Source organism: Ensifer sp. R1-3, assembly GCF_056739175.1.
Genome location: NZ_CP096515.1, coordinates 3,092,734 through 3,110,123 on the forward strand (window position 1 = coordinate 3,092,734; position 17,390 = coordinate 3,110,123).

16 protein-coding genes are annotated in these 17,390 nt (G+C 64.1%); 9 read left to right on the forward strand and 7 right to left on the reverse strand.

The features are described from left to right. The first annotated feature begins 94 nt into the window (after positions 1-94). The 7 genes from M1D43_RS14775 to M1D43_RS14805 all read left to right on the forward strand — a co-directional run bounded on the left by M1D43_RS14775 (position 95) and on the right by M1D43_RS14805 (position 8,120). A complete protein-coding gene (locus M1D43_RS14775; RefSeq protein WP_498814004.1) occupies positions 95-2,299 on the forward strand; it encodes a primosomal protein N' in 2,205 nt (734 codons plus the stop codon). A 122-nt stretch (positions 2,300-2,421) separates the two neighbouring features. After that, positions 2,422-2,808, forward strand: coding sequence for an AGROH133_08824 family phage infection protein (locus M1D43_RS14780; RefSeq protein WP_003530294.1), 387 nt, complete (start codon positions 2,422-2,424; stop codon positions 2,806-2,808). Between the two features lie 238 nt (positions 2,809-3,046). Then, positions 3,047-3,613 carry a F0F1 ATP synthase subunit delta gene (locus M1D43_RS14785; protein ID WP_010970368.1) on the forward strand — a complete coding sequence of 189 codons (567 nt, stop codon included), beginning with the start codon at positions 3,047-3,049 and terminating at the stop codon, positions 3,611-3,613. Then, positions 3,613-5,142 carry a F0F1 ATP synthase subunit alpha gene (atpA, locus tag M1D43_RS14790; protein WP_003530298.1) on the forward strand — a complete coding sequence of 510 codons (1,530 nt, stop codon included), beginning with the start codon at positions 3,613-3,615 and terminating at the stop codon, positions 5,140-5,142. Before M1D43_RS14785 ends, atpA begins: the two co-directional genes overlap by 1 nt. A gap of 27 nt (positions 5,143-5,169) precedes the next feature. Then, a complete protein-coding gene (locus tag M1D43_RS14795; protein ID WP_003530300.1) occupies positions 5,170-6,054 on the forward strand; it encodes a F0F1 ATP synthase subunit gamma in 885 nt (294 codons plus the stop codon). Between the two features lie 24 nt (positions 6,055-6,078). After that, positions 6,079-7,593, forward strand: coding sequence for a F0F1 ATP synthase subunit beta (gene atpD / locus M1D43_RS14800; protein WP_003530302.1), 1,515 nt, complete (start codon positions 6,079-6,081; stop codon positions 7,591-7,593). A 122-nt stretch (positions 7,594-7,715) separates the two neighbouring features. Then, complete coding sequence (locus M1D43_RS14805) at positions 7,716-8,120, forward strand: F0F1 ATP synthase subunit epsilon (RefSeq protein WP_003530304.1); 405 nt, start codon at positions 7,716-7,718, stop codon at positions 8,118-8,120. Positions 8,121-9,009: 889 nt separating this feature from the next. Here M1D43_RS14805 and M1D43_RS14810 read toward each other — a convergent pair. Continuing rightward, positions 9,010-10,188 carry an IS110 family RNA-guided transposase gene (locus tag M1D43_RS14810; RefSeq protein WP_192923391.1) on the reverse strand — a complete coding sequence of 393 codons (1,179 nt, stop codon included), beginning with the start codon at positions 10,186-10,188 and terminating at the stop codon, positions 9,010-9,012. A 318-nt stretch (positions 10,189-10,506) separates the two neighbouring features. After that, entirely contained in the window at positions 10,507-11,610 is a 1,104-nt protein-coding gene (locus tag M1D43_RS14815; RefSeq protein ID WP_003530305.1) for a saccharopine dehydrogenase family protein, read from the reverse strand. A gap of 103 nt (positions 11,611-11,713) precedes the next feature. On the opposite strand from M1D43_RS14815, the gene M1D43_RS14820 reads away from it, so the two are divergent. Then, a complete protein-coding gene (locus tag M1D43_RS14820) occupies positions 11,714-12,166 on the forward strand; it encodes an Lrp/AsnC family transcriptional regulator (RefSeq protein WP_028011080.1) in 453 nt (150 codons plus the stop codon). A 14-nt stretch (positions 12,167-12,180) separates the two neighbouring features. Here M1D43_RS14820 and M1D43_RS14825 read toward each other — a convergent pair whose 3' ends face one another. The 5 genes from M1D43_RS14825 to M1D43_RS14845 form a co-directional block, all read right to left on the reverse strand. Next, on the reverse strand, positions 12,181-13,065 hold the full coding sequence (locus M1D43_RS14825) for a DUF6030 family protein (protein WP_003530308.1): 885 nt from the start codon (positions 13,063-13,065) through the stop codon (positions 12,181-12,183). Between the two features lie 226 nt (positions 13,066-13,291). Next, positions 13,292-14,146 (reverse strand): metal ABC transporter permease, encoded by an 855-nt coding sequence (locus M1D43_RS14830; protein WP_010970363.1) that lies wholly within the window; start codon positions 14,144-14,146, stop codon positions 13,292-13,294. Further along, complete coding sequence (locus M1D43_RS14835; protein ID WP_003530312.1) at positions 14,143-15,000, reverse strand: metal ABC transporter permease; 858 nt, start codon at positions 14,998-15,000, stop codon at positions 14,143-14,145. Before M1D43_RS14835 ends, M1D43_RS14830 begins: the two co-directional genes overlap by 4 nt. After that, the gene (locus tag M1D43_RS14840) at positions 14,997-15,932 is read right to left on the reverse strand and encodes a manganese/iron ABC transporter ATP-binding protein (RefSeq protein WP_153313093.1); all 936 of its coding nucleotides are present in this window, start codon (positions 15,930-15,932) and stop codon (positions 14,997-14,999) included. The genes M1D43_RS14835 and M1D43_RS14840 overlap by 4 nt, the downstream gene beginning before the upstream one ends. Continuing rightward, complete coding sequence (locus M1D43_RS14845) at positions 15,929-16,834, reverse strand: metal ABC transporter substrate-binding protein (RefSeq protein ID WP_010970360.1); 906 nt, start codon at positions 16,832-16,834, stop codon at positions 15,929-15,931. Before M1D43_RS14845 ends, M1D43_RS14840 begins: the two co-directional genes overlap by 4 nt. Positions 16,835-16,955: 121 nt before the next feature. Here M1D43_RS14845 and M1D43_RS14850 point away from each other — a divergent pair, with 121 nt between their 5' ends. Continuing rightward, entirely contained in the window at positions 16,956-17,384 is a 429-nt protein-coding gene (locus tag M1D43_RS14850; protein WP_003530317.1) for a Fur family transcriptional regulator, read from the forward strand. Positions 17,385-17,390: the final 6 nt, after the last annotated feature.

Sequence of the window (17,390 nt, forward strand, 5' to 3'; positions counted from 1 at the left end):
ACTCGGTTGGAACCGTGACAAACCCTGCTTTCTGCAAGGCAGCGGTTCGCTGCGAGTTTTCTTTAACTGAAAGCGGTGGCAAGGTCACGGCAAAATGACTCTTGATTCAACCGATTTATTCGGCCCCGTACTCGACCGCCGGGTGGTGCCCGTCCTGGTGCCCATGCCGGCGCCGAGGGCCTATTCCTACGCGGTGCCCGACGGCATGGCGGTCGAGCCGGGATCGATCGTGCAGGTGCCGCTCGGCCCCCGTTTCGTCGTCGGCGTCGTCTGGGACGGCGAAGACGACGGCGGCGTCGATCCGAAGAAGCTGAAGCAGATCGAGAAGGTCTTCGACTGCCCGCCGCTCGGCCCGGACATGCGCGCCTTTCTCGATTGGGTGGCCGCCTATACGCTGACGCCGCCTGGCCTCGTCGTCCGGATGGCGCTCCGCGCGCCGACCGCCTTCGATCCGGAGCCGATGGTGGAAGCCCTGCGCCTGACCGAGATGCGGCCGGAACGGATGACTGCGGCGCGCGAGCGCGTCCTCGCCACGGCGAGCGACGGGCTTTCCTGGACCCGCTCGGGGCTTGCCCATGCCGCCGGGGTCTCGTCCAGCGTCATCGACGGCCTGACGTCGCAGGGCGTGTTCGAAACCGTCTTCATGCCGCCGCCGCCCGTCGTCGCCGCGCCGGATCCGGCTTTCGCCCCGCCGCGCCTCGAAGGCCCCCAGAAGCAGGCGGCTGCGGATCTTCTGGCGGCTGTCGAGGAGCGGAAATTCTCGGTATCGCTGATCGACGGCATCACCGGTTCCGGCAAGACGGAGGTCTATTTCGAGGCGATAGCGGCGACGTTGCGCGCCGGCAAGCAGGTCCTGATCCTGCTGCCGGAGATCGCGCTGACCGCAAGCTTCCTCGAACGCTTCCAGGACCGCTTCGGCGCGAAGCCCGCGGAGTGGCACTCCGATCTCGCGCCGCGCATGCGGGAAAAGGTCTGGCGGCAGGTGACGACGGGCCAGGTGCGCGTCGTCTCCGGTGCCCGCTCGGCGCTGTTCCTGCCTTTCGAGGATCTCGGCCTCATCATCGTCGACGAGGAGCACGACCCCGCCTACAAGCAGGAGGACCGTGTCTTCTATAATGCGCGCGATATGGCCGTGGTGCGCGGGCGGATCGGCAACTTTCCGGTCGTGCTCGTCTCCGCCACGCCTTCGGTGGAGAGCCGGGTGAACGGCGAGGTGGGGCGTTATCGGCCGATCCATCTGCCCACCCGCTTCGGCGATGCGGCGCTCCCCGATCTCGGCATAGTCGACATGCGCCGCCATCCGCCGGAACGCGGCGGCTTTCTCTCGCCGGTGCTCGTGAACCAGATCGGCAAGACGATCGGCCGGCGCGAGCAGGCGCTCCTGTTCCTGAACCGGCGCGGCTACGCACCGCTGACGCTCTGCCGCGTATGCGGCCATCGCTTCCAATGCCCGGATTGCTCGAGCTGGCTGGTCGAGCACCGCTTCCGCGGCCAGATCCAGTGCCATCACTGCGGCTACTCTGAACGGACTCCGGAAGCCTGCCCGGAATGCGGCACGCTCGATCATCTCGTTGCCTGCGGCCCCGGGGTCGAGCGCATCGCCGAAGAGGTCGAGCGGCACTTTCCCGACGCGCGCACCATCGTGCTCTCCTCCGATCTGATGGGGGTCAAGCGGCTGCGGCTGGAGCTCGAGGCAATCGCCCGCGGGGAGGCGGACATCGTCATCGGCACGCAACTCGTCGCCAAGGGGCACAACTTCCCGAACATGACCCTGGTCGGCATCGTCGATGCGGATCTGGGTCTTGCCAATGGCGACCCGCGCGCTGCGGAACGGACGTTCCAGCTCCTTTCCCAGGTGACGGGACGTGCCGGACGGACGGGCCTCAAAAGCCTCGGCCTTCTGCAGACCTATCAGCCGCAGCATCCGGTCATGCAAGCGATCGTGTCCGGCGATTCCGACGCTTTCTACGAACGCGAGATCCATGAGCGGGAAAGGGCGGTGCTGCCTCCTTTCGGCCGGCTCGCCTCGGTCATCGTTTCGGCCGATACGCGCGGCGATGCCGAGGGCCACGCCCGCGGACTGCGCAATGCCGCGCCGCGCGTCGACGGCATCGCGATCCTCGGACCGGCGGAAGCGCCGCTCGCGCTTATCCGCGGCCGGCATCGCTTCCGGATTCTCGTCCACGGGCGGCGCAACAGCGACATGCAGTCCTTCGTCCGGGCGATGATCGCCGCCGGCCCCAAGGAGCGCGGATCGGTCAGCGTCCAGCTCGACATCGATCCGCAGAGTTTTTTGTGATCACTGCCGGAACTTCGTCCTTCGACCGATTCACATCCGGAAGGACATAGGCTAGACCTCTTCCACGCACTGCGTCGGCTCGGCGCGCGGCGGAGGGTCCACAGCAACGGGCGGGGACGGCGATGGAGTTCTACATACCGACGGAAACCGGGGAACTGCTGGCCTTTTGTGCGGCCGCGCTCGCGGCGCTGATCGGGCTCGTCATGCTCTTTGCGCCGCGCCTGACCTTTCGTGCCGCCGGGATCGGCATCGCCGAGGGGCGGCGGGGAGGACTGGCGGAGGCCCGCTCCACCATGGGCGGCATGCATCTGGGCCTGGGCCTCGGCGCCATCCTGCTTGCCCAGCCGATGGTCTATCTCGCCGTCGGCGCGGCTTTCGCGCTCGCGGCGTTCGGTCGCATCCTGTCGATCATGAGCGACAACGGCGCGACCCTCTTCAACTGGCTCGCGCTCCTGGTCCAGGCGGCGCTCGCGATCCTGCCGCTCGCCTATGTTTTCGGGCTGATCTGACCGCCGACAAGGGCCTGCGACACTATTTACGGCAAAATTCGGCCGAACCGGCCGGGTAATGCCGCATTCCTGCCGTTGGCGTGTTGCGAGTCCAAACATCCTATGCTAGACGAACCGCGAACTGCGGGGGAAGTGGGTCGACCGGCCTCGATATCCTGCGAGTTATTGCAGCAAATTCAAGACGTTAGGTCGACGGTTCGCCGGTCCTGACATTCCTGGATGATTTTGAGAGAAGCTTGTGCCCGTGGCAGACACATCCCAGCTCATTTCCGGTGTTGCAGAAAGATATGCCTCCTCGCTTTTCGAGCTTGCCCTTGACGCCGGGTCGATCGAAGCGGTCGGTGCCGATCTGACGCGCATCCAGGCGCTGATCGACGGCAGCGACGATCTGAAGCGGCTGATCGTAAGCCCGGTCTTTTCCGCCGACGACCAGTTCAAGGCGATTTCCGCCCTCGTCGAGAAGTTCGGCTTCTCCGGGTTGGTCGGCAACTTCCTGAAGGTCGTCGCGCGCAATCGCCGCCTCTTCGTGCTGCCGGGCATTATCAAGGCGTTCCGTCTGCTCGCTGCCCGCCACAAGGGCGAAATCACCGCCGACGTCACGTCGGCACATGCGCTGACGCTGGCGCAGGAAATCGAATTGAAGGCGGCGCTGAAAGGCGTCACCGGCAAAGACGTGGCGGTAAACGTCACCGTCGACCCGTCTATTCTTGGAGGTCTGATCGTCAAGGTCGGGTCCCGCCAGATTGACACCTCCCTTCGCACCAAACTCTCTACCCTTAAGCTTGCACTGAAAGAGGTCGGCTGATGGATATCCGCGCCGCGGAAATTTCCGCAATTCTTAAAGATCAGATCAAAAATTTCGGCCAGGAAGCGGAAGTTTCCGAAGTCGGCCAGGTGCTTTCCGTCGGTGACGGTATCGCCCGCGTCTACGGCCTCGACAACGTCCAGGCAGGCGAGATGGTCGAATTCCCGGGCGGAATTCGCGGCATGGCGCTGAACCTCGAAGCCGACAATGTCGGTGTGGTTATCTTCGGCTCGGACCGGGACATCAAGGAAGGCGACACGGTCAAGCGGACCGGCGCCATCGTGGACGTTCCCGTAGGTCCGGAGCTGCTCGGCCGCGTCGTGGACGCGCTGGGCAATCCGATCGACGGCAAGGGCCCGATCAATGCCAAGCAGCGCGCCCGCGTCGACGTCAAGGCGCCCGGCATCATTCCGCGCAAGTCGGTCCATGAGCCGATGTCGACCGGCCTCAAGGCCATCGACGCCCTCATCCCGGTCGGCCGCGGTCAGCGCGAGCTCGTCATCGGCGACCGCCAGACCGGCAAGACCGCGATCATTCTCGATACGATCCTCAACCAGAAAGCCATTCACGACAATGGCCCGGAAGGGGATAAGCTCTATTGCGTCTATGTCGCTATCGGCCAGAAGCGCTCGACCGTTGCCCAGTTCGTCAAGGTGCTCGAAGAGCGCGGCGCCCTGCAGTACTCGATCATCGTCGCTGCCACCGCTTCCGACCCGGCGCCGATGCAGTATCTGGCTCCCTTCGCCGGCTGCGCGATGGGCGAATATTTCCGCGACAACGGCAAGCACGCCCTGATCGGCTATGACGACCTTTCCAAGCAGGCCGTCGCCTACCGTCAGATGTCGCTGCTGCTGCGCCGCCCGCCGGGCCGTGAAGCCTATCCGGGCGACGTCTTCTACCTGCATTCGCGCCTCCTGGAACGCGCCGCCAAGCTCTCCGACGAGCGTGGTGCCGGCTCGCTGACGGCTCTGCCGGTCATCGAGACGCAGGGCAACGACGTGTCCGCGTTCATTCCGACCAACGTGATCTCGATCACCGACGGCCAGATCTTCCTTGAAACCGACCTGTTCTACCAGGGTATCCGCCCGGCCGTTAACGTCGGTCTGTCGGTTTCGCGCGTCGGCTCCTCCGCCCAGATCAAGGCGATGAAGCAGGTCGCCGGTTCGATCAAGGGCGAGCTCGCCCAGTACCGCGAAATGGCGGCCTTCGCACAGTTCGGCTCGGACCTCGATGCCGCGACGCAGCGTCTGCTCAACCGCGGTGCCCGCCTGACCGAACTCCTGAAGCAGCCGCAGTTCTCGCCGCTGAAGACGGAAGAGCAGGTCGCGGTCATCTTCGCCGGCGTCAACGGCTATCTCGACAAGCTGCCGGTCAGCGACGTCGGCAAGTTCGAGCACGGTCTCCTTTCCTACCTGCGTTCGGAGGGCAAGGCCGTTCTGGATACCATCCGTACGGAAAAGGCTATCTCGGACGACACCAAGGCCAAGCTGAAGGGCGCAATCGACAGCTTCGCCAAATCCTTCGCCTGAGCGGACCTCAACTAGGACGGACAACGGATGCCTTCACTTAAGGATCTGAAGAACCGGATCGCCTCCGTCAAGGCGACGCAGAAGATCACCAAGGCGATGAAGATGGTCGCCGCGGCGAAGCTTCGGCGTGCGCAGGAGGCGGCCGAGGCCGCCCGGCCCTATTCGCAGCGCATGGCTGCCGTTCTCGCCAATATCGCCCAGGCGGTCGGCGCGGACGACAGCGCGCCGCGGCTGATGACGGGAACCGGCAGGGACGACACGCACCTGGTGATCGTGTGCACGGCCGAGCGCGGCCTTTGCGGCGGCTTCAACTCGCAGATCGCCCGCTTTGCCCGCGACCATGTGCGCAAGCTTCTGGCCCAGGGCAAGACGGTCAAGATCATCTGCGTCGGCAAGAAGGGCTTCGATATGCTTCGGCGCGACTTCGCGTCGCTGATCATCGACCGTGTCGACCTGCGTGAAGTCAAGAAGATCGGTTTTGAGAACGCGGACCGGATCGGCCACAAGGTCATCGAGCTCTTCGACAAGGGCGAGTTCGACGTCTGCACCCTGTTCTACTCCGAGTTCAAGTCCGTCATTTCGCAGATCCCGACCGCCCAGCAGCTCATCCCGGCATCGGCCGGCGAAGTGGCCGCTGCCGAAGGCGAGGGCGCATCGGCGATCTACGAATACGAGCCGGAAGCCGGAGCGATCCTGAGCGATCTCATTCCGCGCAATATCTCCGTGCAGATCTTCCGGGCCCTGCTCGAGAACGTCGCGGGTGAAATGGGCGCGAAGATGAGTGCCATGGACAATGCGACGCGCAATGCGGGTGAGATGATCGACAAGCTGACGCTCAGCTACAACCGTCAGCGGCAGGCGCAGATCACCAAGGAACTCATTGAAATCATCTCTGGCGCGGAAGCGCTCTAAGGTTACGAGAAGAGGGTAAGAATTATGGCTAAGGCAGCTACCCCGAAAGAAACCGCAGCGGCGAAGAAGCCGGCTGCTCCGAAGAAGGCAGCTTCCGCCAAGACAGTCGTTGCGGCTACGGGTGCTGTCGGCCGCGTGACGCAGGTCATCGGCGCCGTCGTCGACGTCGCATTCGAAGAAGGCCAGCTCCCGCAGATCCTGAACGCGCTGGAAACCGACAACAACGGCAACCGCCTCGTTCTCGAAGTTGCGCAGCATCTCGGCGAAAACTCCGTCCGCACGATCGCCATGGACTCGACCGAAGGTCTCGTTCGCGGCCAGAAGGTCGCCGACACGGGCGGCCCGATCGCGGTTCCGGTCGGCAAGGAAACGCTCGGCCGCATCATGAACGTCATCGGCGAGCCGGTCGACGAAGCCGGCCCGCTGAAGACTTCCGCCCGCCGCGCCATCCACCAGGAAGCGCCGGCCTATGTGGACCAGTCGACGGAAGCGCAGATTCTCGTCACCGGCATCAAGGTCGTCGACCTGCTCGCTCCCTATGCGAAGGGCGGCAAGATCGGCCTCTTCGGCGGCGCCGGCGTCGGCAAGACCGTTCTGATCATGGAACTGATCAACAACGTCGCCAAGGCGCACGGCGGTTACTCCGTCTTCGCAGGCGTCGGTGAGCGGACCCGCGAAGGCAACGACCTCTATCACGAAATGATCGAGTCCGGCGTGAACAAGCATGGCGGCGGCGAAGGTTCCAAGGCCGCGCTCGTCTACGGCCAGATGAACGAGCCGCCGGGCGCCCGCGCACGCGTCGCGCTGACCGGCCTGACGGTCGCCGAACAGTTCCGTGACGAAGGCCAGGACGTTCTCTTCTTCGTCGACAACATCTTCCGCTTCACCCAGGCAGGCTCGGAAGTGTCGGCTCTGCTCGGCCGTATTCCTTCGGCCGTGGGCTATCAGCCGACGCTGGCAACCGACATGGGCCAGATGCAGGAGCGCATCACCACCACGACCAAGGGCTCGATCACCTCGGTTCAGGCGATTTACGTTCCCGCCGACGACTTGACCGACCCGGCACCGGCGACCTCGTTCGCGCACCTCGATGCGACGACGGTTCTGTCGCGCTCGATCGCCGAAAAGGGCATCTACCCGGCCGTGGATCCGCTCGACTCGACCTCGCGCATGCTGGACCCGATGATCGTCGGCGAAGAGCATTACGAAGTGTCGCGCAAGGTGCAGTCGACCCTGCAGCGCTACAAGGCCCTCCAGGACATCATTGCGATCCTGGGCATGGACGAGCTTTCGGAAGAGGACAAGATCGCCGTCGCCCGCGCCCGCAAGATCGAGCGTTTCCTGTCGCAGCCGTTCTTCGTCGCCGAAGTCTTCACCGGCTCGCCGGGCAAGCTGGTTGCGCTCGAAGACACGATCAAGGGCTTCAAGGGCCTCGTCAACGGCGAGTACGACCACCTGCCGGAAGCCGCCTTCTACATGGTCGGTTCCATCGAGGAAGCCGTCGAGAAGGCCAAGAAGCTGGCTGCCGAAGCCGCCTGATCTGCATCAGGAACCGTGGCGCGGAGTTTTCGCGCCACGGCTTTCATCCCGCCGCGGCAAATGATGGCGGAGAACGTGCACAGCCCGCCGTCCAGCGGCGCGCTCACCAGAAGTGAATGGTCATGGCCGAAAGTTTCAATTTTGAGCTTGTTTCCCCCGAGCGTCTGCTTGTCTCGGAGAAGGTGACCGAAGTCGTCATTCCGGCGACCGAGGGCGAGATGACCGTGATGGCCAATCACGCGCCGACCATGACGACCATCAAGCCGGGCGTCGTCGCGGTGAAGACGGCTGCCGGCAAGACAGAACGTTACGCCGTCTTCGGCGGCTTTGCCGACATCCTGCCTTCCGGCTGCACGCTTTTGGCCGAATCCGCCGTCCATGTCGACGAGCTGGATCCCACGGTTCTCGAGAACCGCATCGAAGCGGCACGCGCCGAACTCGAAGGCGCCGGCGATGAGAAGAAGACCCGTCTGGAACAATTCATCGCCGAACTTACGAAGCTCGGGGAGATCGTGATCCCGGCCTGAAAGGGACATCCCGATAAGGGATAATGCCTAACGAACCCCGCCTCGAGCGGGGTTTTTCGTCTCCGGATATCGGTCTATTTGCGCTGAATATCCCTCTCTCCGTCCGTTGCCGCCCCTCATCCCGCTGCTGCGACCTTCTCCCCGCAGGCGGGGAGAAGGGGCAAGCCGCGAACTCCCAGCCCCATCCCGCTGGCCGCTGCTCGCTTCGAGGGAAAGAGGACAGGACGGCGCCGCGAGTCCCCTTCGCCCCACTTGGGACGAGAAGGTGCCGGCAGGCGGATGCAGCGCAAATAGACCGATATCCGGAGACGAAAAACCCCGCTCGAGGGGTAGTTCGTTAGGCATTATCCCTATCGGGATGTCCCTAATATCCCTCTCTCCGTCCGTTGCCGCCCCTCACATGAGGAATTCGCTGTCAATCCCTGCCGTGTAAGAGGACTTTCCTCGTTGTTCGACGGGTGCGGTCTTCCTCTCGTCCCGACCTTGTGCGTTTTTCTGGGATCGGGGGTGGATCGGGGCAAGGGTCGGCCATCGGCCGGCCGCGCAGCGGCTTGCCCTTGCGGCGATCCACCCCCGATCCCACGATGGCGTGTCGGTCGGGGGTCCGTGGTTGCATGCCCGTGTGTCGAGGCATTGCCGCGTAGCCTGCGATCGTTTTCGCGAGAAGCCGGGGAGCCCTTGTCACCATGCGCGTCGGACGGGCCGTTCGGCGCATAACCTCACATACGGTCGCCGCCGGCCGGCGGCTGCACCAATCTTCCGCTTGCAGCGGGAGGGCTCGGGAGAACGGGACCAGTCTCATCCACGGCGTTGTCTGCCAAGGGGCAGTCGGTTCGTTCACCCGGATTCTCCGAAGCCGATCAGGCTGCGGAGAAAGCGTGCAGCGGCATCAGGCGGTGGTCATCGCCATGCCCTCGATGTCGACGCCTTGGGTGACGTATTTCCACACCGCCACGAGAAGCTTGCGCGCCAGCGCTGTGATCATCACCTTTTTGAAGCGGCCGCCGTTCTGCCTGACCCGGTCGTGGAACCAGCGGCTGAGTGCGGTCTGCGGCTGATGGCGCAGCCACAGCCAGGCCAGCTGGATCAGCGTCGCGCGCAGCCGCGGATTGCCCGCCTTGGAGACGCCCTGCTCGTAATCGATCGTGCCGCTTCGCCAGGGCGTCGGCGCCAGTCCGGCATAGGCGGCTACTTGCCGGCGGTTGGCGAACGGCCGGAACAGGCCTTCGGTGAAGAGGACGCTGGCAAAGCCCAGGCCGATGCCCTTGATCTCGAGTAGCCGCGCCATGACGGCGGCGTCCGTCCCACTGGCGGCCGCCTGCGCCTCGGCCGCCAGTGCCTTGAGCGCCGCCAGCAGCGCCTTCAACTGCTCAAGAAGCAATTCCAGCCGCTCGAGCAGCCGCGCGAGTTGCGCCTGCAGATGCGGCCCGAGCGCACGTCCGTCGCCGCCGCGCAGCTCCGCCAGGCGCTGCCGGCGGTCGCGGCGCAGCGGCCGGTAGTCGCGGATCCCCTGGGCGAACAGCAGGCCCTTGATGCGGTTGACCGCGCGGACGCGCTCGGCGGTCAATTCCTGGCGCTCCCGCACCAGCCGGCGGCGATCCTCATGCTCCGGCGTCGGCGCCTTGACCATCGCGCAGACGCGCGGCTCGCCGCGCTTGAAGGCCAGCAGCGTGCGCACCAGCATCTCGCCATCGATCCGGTCCGTCTTCGTCCGCCGGCGCCGCCGCGGCATGGCGATCGAGGCAGGATCGACGACATGGCTCTCGATCCCCTCGGCCTCCAGAGCCCGGTGGATCCAGAAGCCGTCGAGACCGGCCTCCTGGACGACGATCACCGGAAAGCGGCGACCGGTGCGCGCCTCGGCCTTGCGCCTGAGCGTCGCGAAGCGTTCGAGAAGCCCGGCCAGATCGCCGCCATCCACCTGGTGCCGCGACATCTTCTCGCCCCCGCCCGGCGACAGCGACGTCACCAGCCATGTCGACCGCGACAGTTCCAATGAAACGAAAATTGCGCCAAGATCAGTGCGGATAGTGCCCGTGCAATCGGGGCTTCGTGTAATCACAGCCATGAGACCCTCCAAGGTGCTGGGTTGGTAACACCACCACTTTGGCAAAAGCCGCGGCGCTATCCACCCCCTCATGGAATCTCATCCCGCTGCCGCGACCTTCTCCCCGCAGGCGGGGAGAAGGGGCAAGCCGCGAACTCCCAGCCCTATCAAGTTTGCAGCTGCTCGCTTCGACGGAAAGAGGACAGGACGGCGCCGCGAGTCTCCTTCGCCCCGCTTGCGGGGAGAAGGTGCCGGCAGGCGGATGAGGGGGCGCTTCAAGCAGGAATGAAAAATGCCCGGACGAGGTCCGGGCATTTCGATAAACAACTGAACTCGGGCTCAGCTCGCCGCGCGTTCCGTCTCGTGCTTCTGGGCGTAGTAGTGGCCGAAGCGGTTGGCGAGGAAGGTGTCGAGCGCGATGTCTTCCTGGCGGACGAAGCCCTTGGTAGGGATCTTGCCTTCCGCGAGCATGTCGAGAACGGCGCAGATGCTGCCGGCGGTGGTGATCTGGATGCCGCTCTGCATGCGTCCTGCAACGACGCCGCTATAGACCTTGTTGGCGTAGGTCTCCTGCACCAGGCGGCCTTCGCGGAAGCCCGAAACGGTGACGAAGATCACGACCACGTCCTGGGTGGTCGTCGGCAGGGCGTTTTCGAGGATGTCCTTCAGCACCTCGCGGCGATGACGCAGGCCGAGGTCGTTCAGGAGCGCCTTGAAGATCGCGGCATGGCCGGGATAACGGATCGTCTTGTAATTGAGCGTCCGAACCTTGCCTTTCAGCGTCTCGCAAAGCGTGCCGAGGCCGCCGGAGGTGTTGAAGGCCTCGTAGGTGACGCCGTCGAGCGAAAACTCCTCGCGCTCTTCCATGGCGGGAACTTCGATCAGCGAACCTTCGACGATCGCCTCGCAGGGCTCGATATATTCGTTGATGACGCCGTCGGTGCTCCAGGTGAGATTGTAGTTCAAAGCATTCGACGGGTATTGCGGCAGGGCGCCGACGCGCATGCGTACGCTTTCGAGCGTATCGAAATGCCGGCTGAGATCGTTGGCGACGATGGATATGAAGCCAGGTGCAAGGCCGCATTGCGGAATGAAGGCGGTCCTGGCCTCAGCGGCGATCGCCTTGACCTGCCGGGTCGATTCGACGTCTTCCGTCAGGTCGAGATAGTGGATTTCCGCCTCGGCTGCGGCTTCGGCGATCGCCACCGTCAGATGGAACGGCGCGGCGCTGAGCACGGCGAATTTGCCGGAGAGCAGGGTTACAAGCGCCTTTCTGTCGGCGATGTCGACGACCGCGGTCGAGACGGCGTCGTGCTTCTCGACCTGCTGCAACTGCTCGGCGCTGCGATCGGCGACGCAGACGCGGTAGTCGCCGCTATGGGCCAGCATGCGCGCGATGGTGGAGCCGATCTTGCCGGCGCCGATGACGACGATGTCTTTCATTTTGTATCCCCGGGGTATGAGCCTCTTTCACCACCATTGTCCCGCGGCCGTATATTGATTTGAAGCGTCGATATGGCTAAATCGTCGGTCTATATTCGGCATTATGCCGATAAAGGTCGACGATATGCATGTGACGGACAAGGACCGCGAACTCCTCGCCATACTGAGCGAGAACGCCCGCATGCCGACGGCGACGATCGCCCGCCGGCTGGGCCTGTCGCGCACCACCGTGCAGGCGCGCATCGAGCGGCTGGAGCGCGAGGGGGTGATAGCGGGCTATGGCGTGCGCCTCTCGGAAAACTATGAGAAGGGCCTCGTGCGCGCGCATGTTCTGATCACGATCGCACCGCGGGCGCTGAGCCGGGTCACGCCCGAGCTCGCCGCCATCCGCGAAATCCGCATGCTGCACTCGGTCAGCGGCAGCTTCGACCTGATCGCGGTCGTCGCTGCGGCTTCGATCAGCGAGCTGGACCTGTTGATCGACCGCATCGGCGAAATCGAGGGTGTCGAAAAGACCCTGTCGTCGATCATCCTTTCAACGCGCATCGACCGCTGATAGTCAGGTTCGCATCAATGGTCCGGGATTGCGCCCCGGCCGGCAGGCTGCCGCGCTGCCGCCTGCGGTTCTGCCCGAGCATCGGGCCGCGCCCAGGCGCTCGGGCCCCGGATAAAGGAAACGCTCGCTCCGTCGCCCGGGATCAGCCATTTTTCGCGGTCGAAATAGAGCTCGGCGATGCTCTTCGGCCGCGCGCGTGCGGCCTGATTGGCAAGGAAGTTGTAGCGGGGCGTGTCCCCCATCTCCCGTTTGAACTGGATACGACTGCCGAAGCGCTTGAGATCGAATTCCTGCAGGGCCTGGATCTTGAGAGTGATGCTTGCGCTGCCCGCCCAGCGGACCTCGCTCAAGAAGACGGATGCCGCCTTCGCAGCAGCGCTGGTGACGACCGGCGTGTCCCCGCTGTGCTCGATATTGAGTTTAACGCGGAAGGAGGTGATCTCCTCCTCGCCACGGCCCTTGACCAGGATGAAGATGGAAGAGCTCGGTTCCTGGCCGGGGCGGGCAAAGGGAACGAGCGATGAGCATTCCCAGCGGCCGCTCTCGGCGGATTTCCATTCGAGGTCGCGGAAGCCGGCCTCCCTCAGTCCCTCGCAAAGTGCCCTCGGGTCGCTGCGGATCTGACGGATGAATTGCTGTTCCGGCGTTGCAAGATCCGCGAAGATGTGGGCGGGCAGGAGTGCCTTTGGCGGTTCGGGCTTTTTACGTGGACCGCGGGCAGCCTCCGGCGGCCGCTCCGTTTGCGGCGGCGTCATCGCGAAACCCAGACCGGCAAGCAGCTGCTTCAGGTGGCGCTGCTCGTTGGCCAGGAGCACGGTCGCGGCGATCGCCGTGAAGATGAGCCCCACGGCGACGAAGAAGAAAGCGATGCCGGAACGGCCTTGCTGTTTCCTCTCCATCTTGCGTCGTTGCTCCGCCACGGAGATCACGGCATTACACCGGACCGCTCCAAACCTTCAGTCGTGGCGCACCATAAGGGATCATGGCGCCGGCGTCCAAGGGGCTGACGAGGCGTTTGATGGGCCCCTCCCCAACCCCTCCCCACAAGGGGGAGGGGCTTAAACTGTGGGTGCCGCAAGGGAGCCCCTCCCCCTTGTGGGAAGGGGTTGGGGAGGGGTCTTACGTCTATTCCACGCTTGTCCGCTGCGCCTCGGCACGGGCAATCTTCCAGGTGGAATAGGCGAAGGCGAGCAGGAACATCGCCGTCATCAGAAGGACGATGGTGGGTGCCGGTGCGCTGTCGATGAAGAAGGAGAGATAGACGCCGCAGAAGGAGGCGGCGACGGCGACCATCACCGCGACCGCCAGCATGGCGCCGAATGTCCGCGTGACGAGATAGGCGATCGCGCCGGGGGCAATGAGCATGGCGATGGCCAGAATCAGCCCGACCGCCTTGAGGGCACCGACGATCGTCAGCGACAGGATCGCGAGCAGTCCGTAATGCAGCCAGCCGACCCTCAGACCGATGGCGCGCGCCTGAGCCGGATCGAAGGCGTGGAGCAGCAGGTCGCGCCATTTCAGGCCGAGAATGCCGGCGGCGAAAAGCGCGATGAGGCCCGTCTCCAGAATGTCGCCCCAGCCGATGCCGAGCATGTCGCCGAAGAGGATGTGATCGAGATGCACGTCGCTTTGGATCTTGGTGTAGAGCACAAGGCCAAGGCCGAACATGCCGGAAAAGACGACGCCCATCACCGTGTCCTGCTTGATGCGGCTGTTTTCCTTCAGGTAGCCGGTCAGAAGCGCGCAGCACATGCCGGCCGTAAAGGCGCCGACGGCGAGCGGCAGGCCGACGATGTAGGAAACGACGACGCCGGGGAAGACCGCATGCGAGATCGCGTCGCCCATCAGCGACCAGCCCTTGAGGACCAGGAAGCAGGAGAGCATCGCCGTCGGAATCGCAACCAGGACCGAGATCAGCAGCGCATTGCGCATGAACTCGAACTCGAAGACGGCAAGGAGCATGTCGAGCGAAGGCATCATGCGGCCTCCAGAGCCTCGGATGCGCGGCGGCGGGCGGCGAGCAGCCCGTGTTTCGGGGCAAATACGAAGGCGAACAGGAAGATCGCGGTCTGCAGAACGATGATGATGCCGCCGGTTGCGCCGTCGAGGAAGTAGCTCGCATAGGCGCCGACGAAGCTCGTCAGGGCCCCGATCGCGATGCTGATCACGATCAGCCGCGGAAAACGGTCGGTCAGGAGATAGGCGGTCGCGCCGGGGGTGACGACCATGGCGACGACCAGGAAGGCGCCGACCGTCTGCAGCGCCGCCACCGTCGAGGCCGAGAGCAGCGTGAAGAAGAGCACCTTCAGGAAGGTGGTGTTGATGCCGATGGAGCGGGCGTGGCTTTCGTCGAAGAAGGTCACCATCAGGTCCTTCCACTTCGCGGACAGGATCATGAGCGAGACGACGCCGATGATGGCGAGCTGCAACGTGTCGGCCGGCGTGATGGCGAGGATGTTGCCGAGCACGATCGTCTGAATGTTCACCGAGGTCGGCGACAGAGAGACCATGAACAGGCCGAGGCCGAAGAAGGAGGTGAAGATCAGACCGATGATCGTGTCCTCCTTCAGCCGCGTGCGCTGGTTGAGGAACAGCATGGCACCGGCGGCAAGGGCACCGGAAAAGAAGGCGCCGAGCGAGAAGGGAAGCCCGAGCATATAGGCCCCGGCGACACCCGGCACGATCGAGTGGGAGAGCGCATCGCCGATCAGCGACCAGCCCTTCAGCATGAGATAGGCCGAAAGAAACGCGCAGACCGCGCCCACCAGCGCGCTTACCCACATGGCATTCACCATGTAGCTATAGGCGAACGGCTCGATGAGCGTGGCGATCATTCGGAGTCCGCCTCGGATTCCGATTCCGGCTTGGCCGGCTGCGCAACCATGCGGTCGCGGGCGCCATACATGACGAGCGGACGCTCGTCGTCGCTGATGACCGAGAGCTGGCGTGGATCGGCATCGTCATGGAGGTTCTCTCCGCCGAGCACGAAGTGACGCAGGACGCCCCCGAAGGCGAGCTCCAGGTTTTCGCGGGTGAAGGTGGTTTCCGTGGGACCGTAGGCGAGCACCGTATTTTTCAGAAGGATGGTGCGGTCGCAGAATTCCGGCACGCTTCCGAGATTATGGGTGGAGACGAGCATCACACTGCCTTCTTCGCGAAGCGCGACGAGCAGGCGGATGATCGCGTCCTCCGTTTTCACGTCGACCCCGGTGAAAGGCTCGTCGAGCAGGATGACGCGGCCGTTCTGGGCAAGCGCCCGGGCCAGGAAGACCCGCTTCTTCTGACCGCCGGAAAGCTCGCCGATCTGGCGCTTGCGGAACTCGCTCATGCCGACCCGCGCCAGCGCCGTCTCGACCGCCTCGTGATCGGCCTTTTTCGGGATGCGCAGCATGTTCATATGGCCGTAACGGCCCATCATCACCACGTCTTCGACGAGGACGGGAAAATTCCAGTCGACCTCTTCGGCCTGCGGGACATAGGCGACGAGGTTCTGTCTCAGTGCCTGCGGCACGGTGAGGCCCAGGATCGAGATGTCGCCCTTGGCCAGCCGGACGAAGCCCATGATAGCTTTGAACAGCGTCGACTTGCCGCTGCCGTTGACGCCGACAAGGGCCGCGATGGTGCCCGTCGGGATTTCGAAGGAGGCGTCGCGCAGCGCTCGGTGGCCGTTGCGGTAGGTCACCGTGGCGCCGCTGACGCGAATGCCGCCATCCTCCTCTTGCGGAGCTGCTCCCGGATAGGCGCGGGCCTTTTCCTGAAGGTTCATTGCGACAAGCCTTTCGCGATCGTTTCCGATGTAACGCGCAGCAGATCGATATAGGTCGGAACGGGGCCGTCGGCCTCGCTCAAGGAGTCGACATAGAGCACGCCCCCGTATTTTGCACCCGTCTCCCGCGCGACCTGCTCGGCGGGGTCGGGCGAAATGGTGCTTTCGGAAAAGACTACGGGTATCCGATTGGCCCGAACCACGTCGATCACCTTGCGCACCTGCTGCGGCGTGCCTTGCTGGTCGGCATTGATCGGCCAAAGATAAAGCTCCTTCATGCCGAAATCGCGGGCGAGATAGCTGAATGCGCCCTCGCTCGAAACGAGCCATCGCCTTTCCGCCGGTATCCTTTCGAGCTCGGTGCGGATGGGTGCGACCGCCGCCTCGATCTTCTTCTTGTAGGCCTCGGCATTTGCCTTGTAGACCTCGGCATTCGGGGGATCGTGTTGCACGAAGGCGTCGCGGATATTGTCGACATAGATCAGCGCGGCCGAAGGCGACATCCAGGCATGCGGGTTGGGTTTGCCGGTATAGGGCCCCTCGGCGATGCCCATCGGCTCGACGCCTTCGGAGACGACGACGCCGGGAACGCCGTCGAAGTTCTGGAAGAACCTTTCGAACCAGAGCTCGAGGTTCAGCCCGTTCCACAGAATGAGGTCGGCATCATGCGCCTTGAGGATATCGCGGGGCGTCGGCTGGTAATTGTGGATCTCGGCGCCCGGCTTGGTGATCGATTCGACCACCGCGGCATCGCCCGCGACGTTCTGCGCCATATCGGCGATGACCGTGAAGGTGGTGACGGCCTTGAGCTTTTCCGCCGCCCGGGCCGCCGCCGGCATGAGCGATAGAGCAGCCATCGCCGCTGCTGCCGCCACGATCATGCGCCTCGTTGGATGGATCATCCGGCTCTCCTCTTTGCGAACCATAATATGGGTAGGCGAATGGTCTGCATAAGTCAATGCAAATGAGAAGCATTTGCAACTAGCTATTTCCAAAAGGTGTCCCCTTGGCTAGTGTCGCGGGATGAGCCAGAGCAAGAATCGGATCGAGGAACTGGAAGGAATCCTGCGGGAAGGCGGCGTCCGCGTGACGCGCCAACGCGCCGCGATTCTGAAGATCCTGGCCGAGGCCGAAGACCACCCGGATGCCAGCGAACTTCACCGGCGCGCGAAGGAAATCGACGCGACCGTGTCGCTCTCGACCGTCTACCGGACTCTTTCCGCACTGGAGCAGCAAGGGGTGGTGCAGCGGCATGCCTTCGAGAACGCGACTGCCCGCTTCGAGACGGCGGATGCGCCCCACCACGATCACCTGATCGATATCGAAACGGGTGCGGTGATCGAGTTCCGCTCCGACAAGATCGAGCAGCTGCAGGCGGAGATCGCTGCCGAACTCGGCTATGACCTGGTGCGCCACCGGCTGGAGCTCTATTGCCGGAAGCGCAAGGACTGAGCGAAA

Coding starts and splice junctions, on each gene's coding strand:
- M1D43_RS14775 (WP_498814004.1), top strand. CDS start 95: ATGACTCTTGATTCAACCGATTTATTCGGCCCCGTACTCGACCGCCGG.
- M1D43_RS14780 (WP_003530294.1), top strand. CDS start 2,422: ATGGAGTTCTACATACCGACGGAAACCGGGGAACTGCTGGCCTTTTGT.
- atpA (WP_003530298.1), top strand. CDS start 3,613: ATGGATATCCGCGCCGCGGAAATTTCCGCAATTCTTAAAGATCAGATC.
- M1D43_RS14795 (WP_003530300.1), top strand. CDS start 5,170: ATGCCTTCACTTAAGGATCTGAAGAACCGGATCGCCTCCGTCAAGGCG.
- atpD (WP_003530302.1), top strand. CDS start 6,079: ATGGCTAAGGCAGCTACCCCGAAAGAAACCGCAGCGGCGAAGAAGCCG.
- M1D43_RS14805 (WP_003530304.1), top strand. CDS start 7,716: ATGGCCGAAAGTTTCAATTTTGAGCTTGTTTCCCCCGAGCGTCTGCTT.
- M1D43_RS14810 (WP_192923391.1), bottom strand. CDS start 10,188: ATGGCTGTGATTACACGAAGCCCCGATTGCACGGGCACTATCCGCACT.
- M1D43_RS14815 (WP_003530305.1), bottom strand. CDS start 11,610: ATGAAAGACATCGTCGTCATCGGCGCCGGCAAGATCGGCTCCACCATC.
- M1D43_RS14820 (WP_028011080.1), top strand. CDS start 11,714: ATGCCGATAAAGGTCGACGATATGCATGTGACGGACAAGGACCGCGAA.
- M1D43_RS14825 (WP_003530308.1), bottom strand. CDS start 13,065: ATGGAGAGGAAACAGCAAGGCCGTTCCGGCATCGCTTTCTTCTTCGTC.
- M1D43_RS14830 (WP_010970363.1), bottom strand. CDS start 14,146: ATGATGCCTTCGCTCGACATGCTCCTTGCCGTCTTCGAGTTCGAGTTC.
- M1D43_RS14835 (WP_003530312.1), bottom strand. CDS start 15,000: ATGATCGCCACGCTCATCGAGCCGTTCGCCTATAGCTACATGGTGAAT.
- M1D43_RS14840 (WP_153313093.1), bottom strand. CDS start 15,932: ATGAACCTTCAGGAAAAGGCCCGCGCCTATCCGGGAGCAGCTCCGCAA.
- M1D43_RS14845 (WP_010970360.1), bottom strand. CDS start 16,834: ATGATCCATCCAACGAGGCGCATGATCGTGGCGGCAGCAGCGGCGATG.
- M1D43_RS14850 (WP_003530317.1), top strand. CDS start 16,956: ATGAGCCAGAGCAAGAATCGGATCGAGGAACTGGAAGGAATCCTGCGG.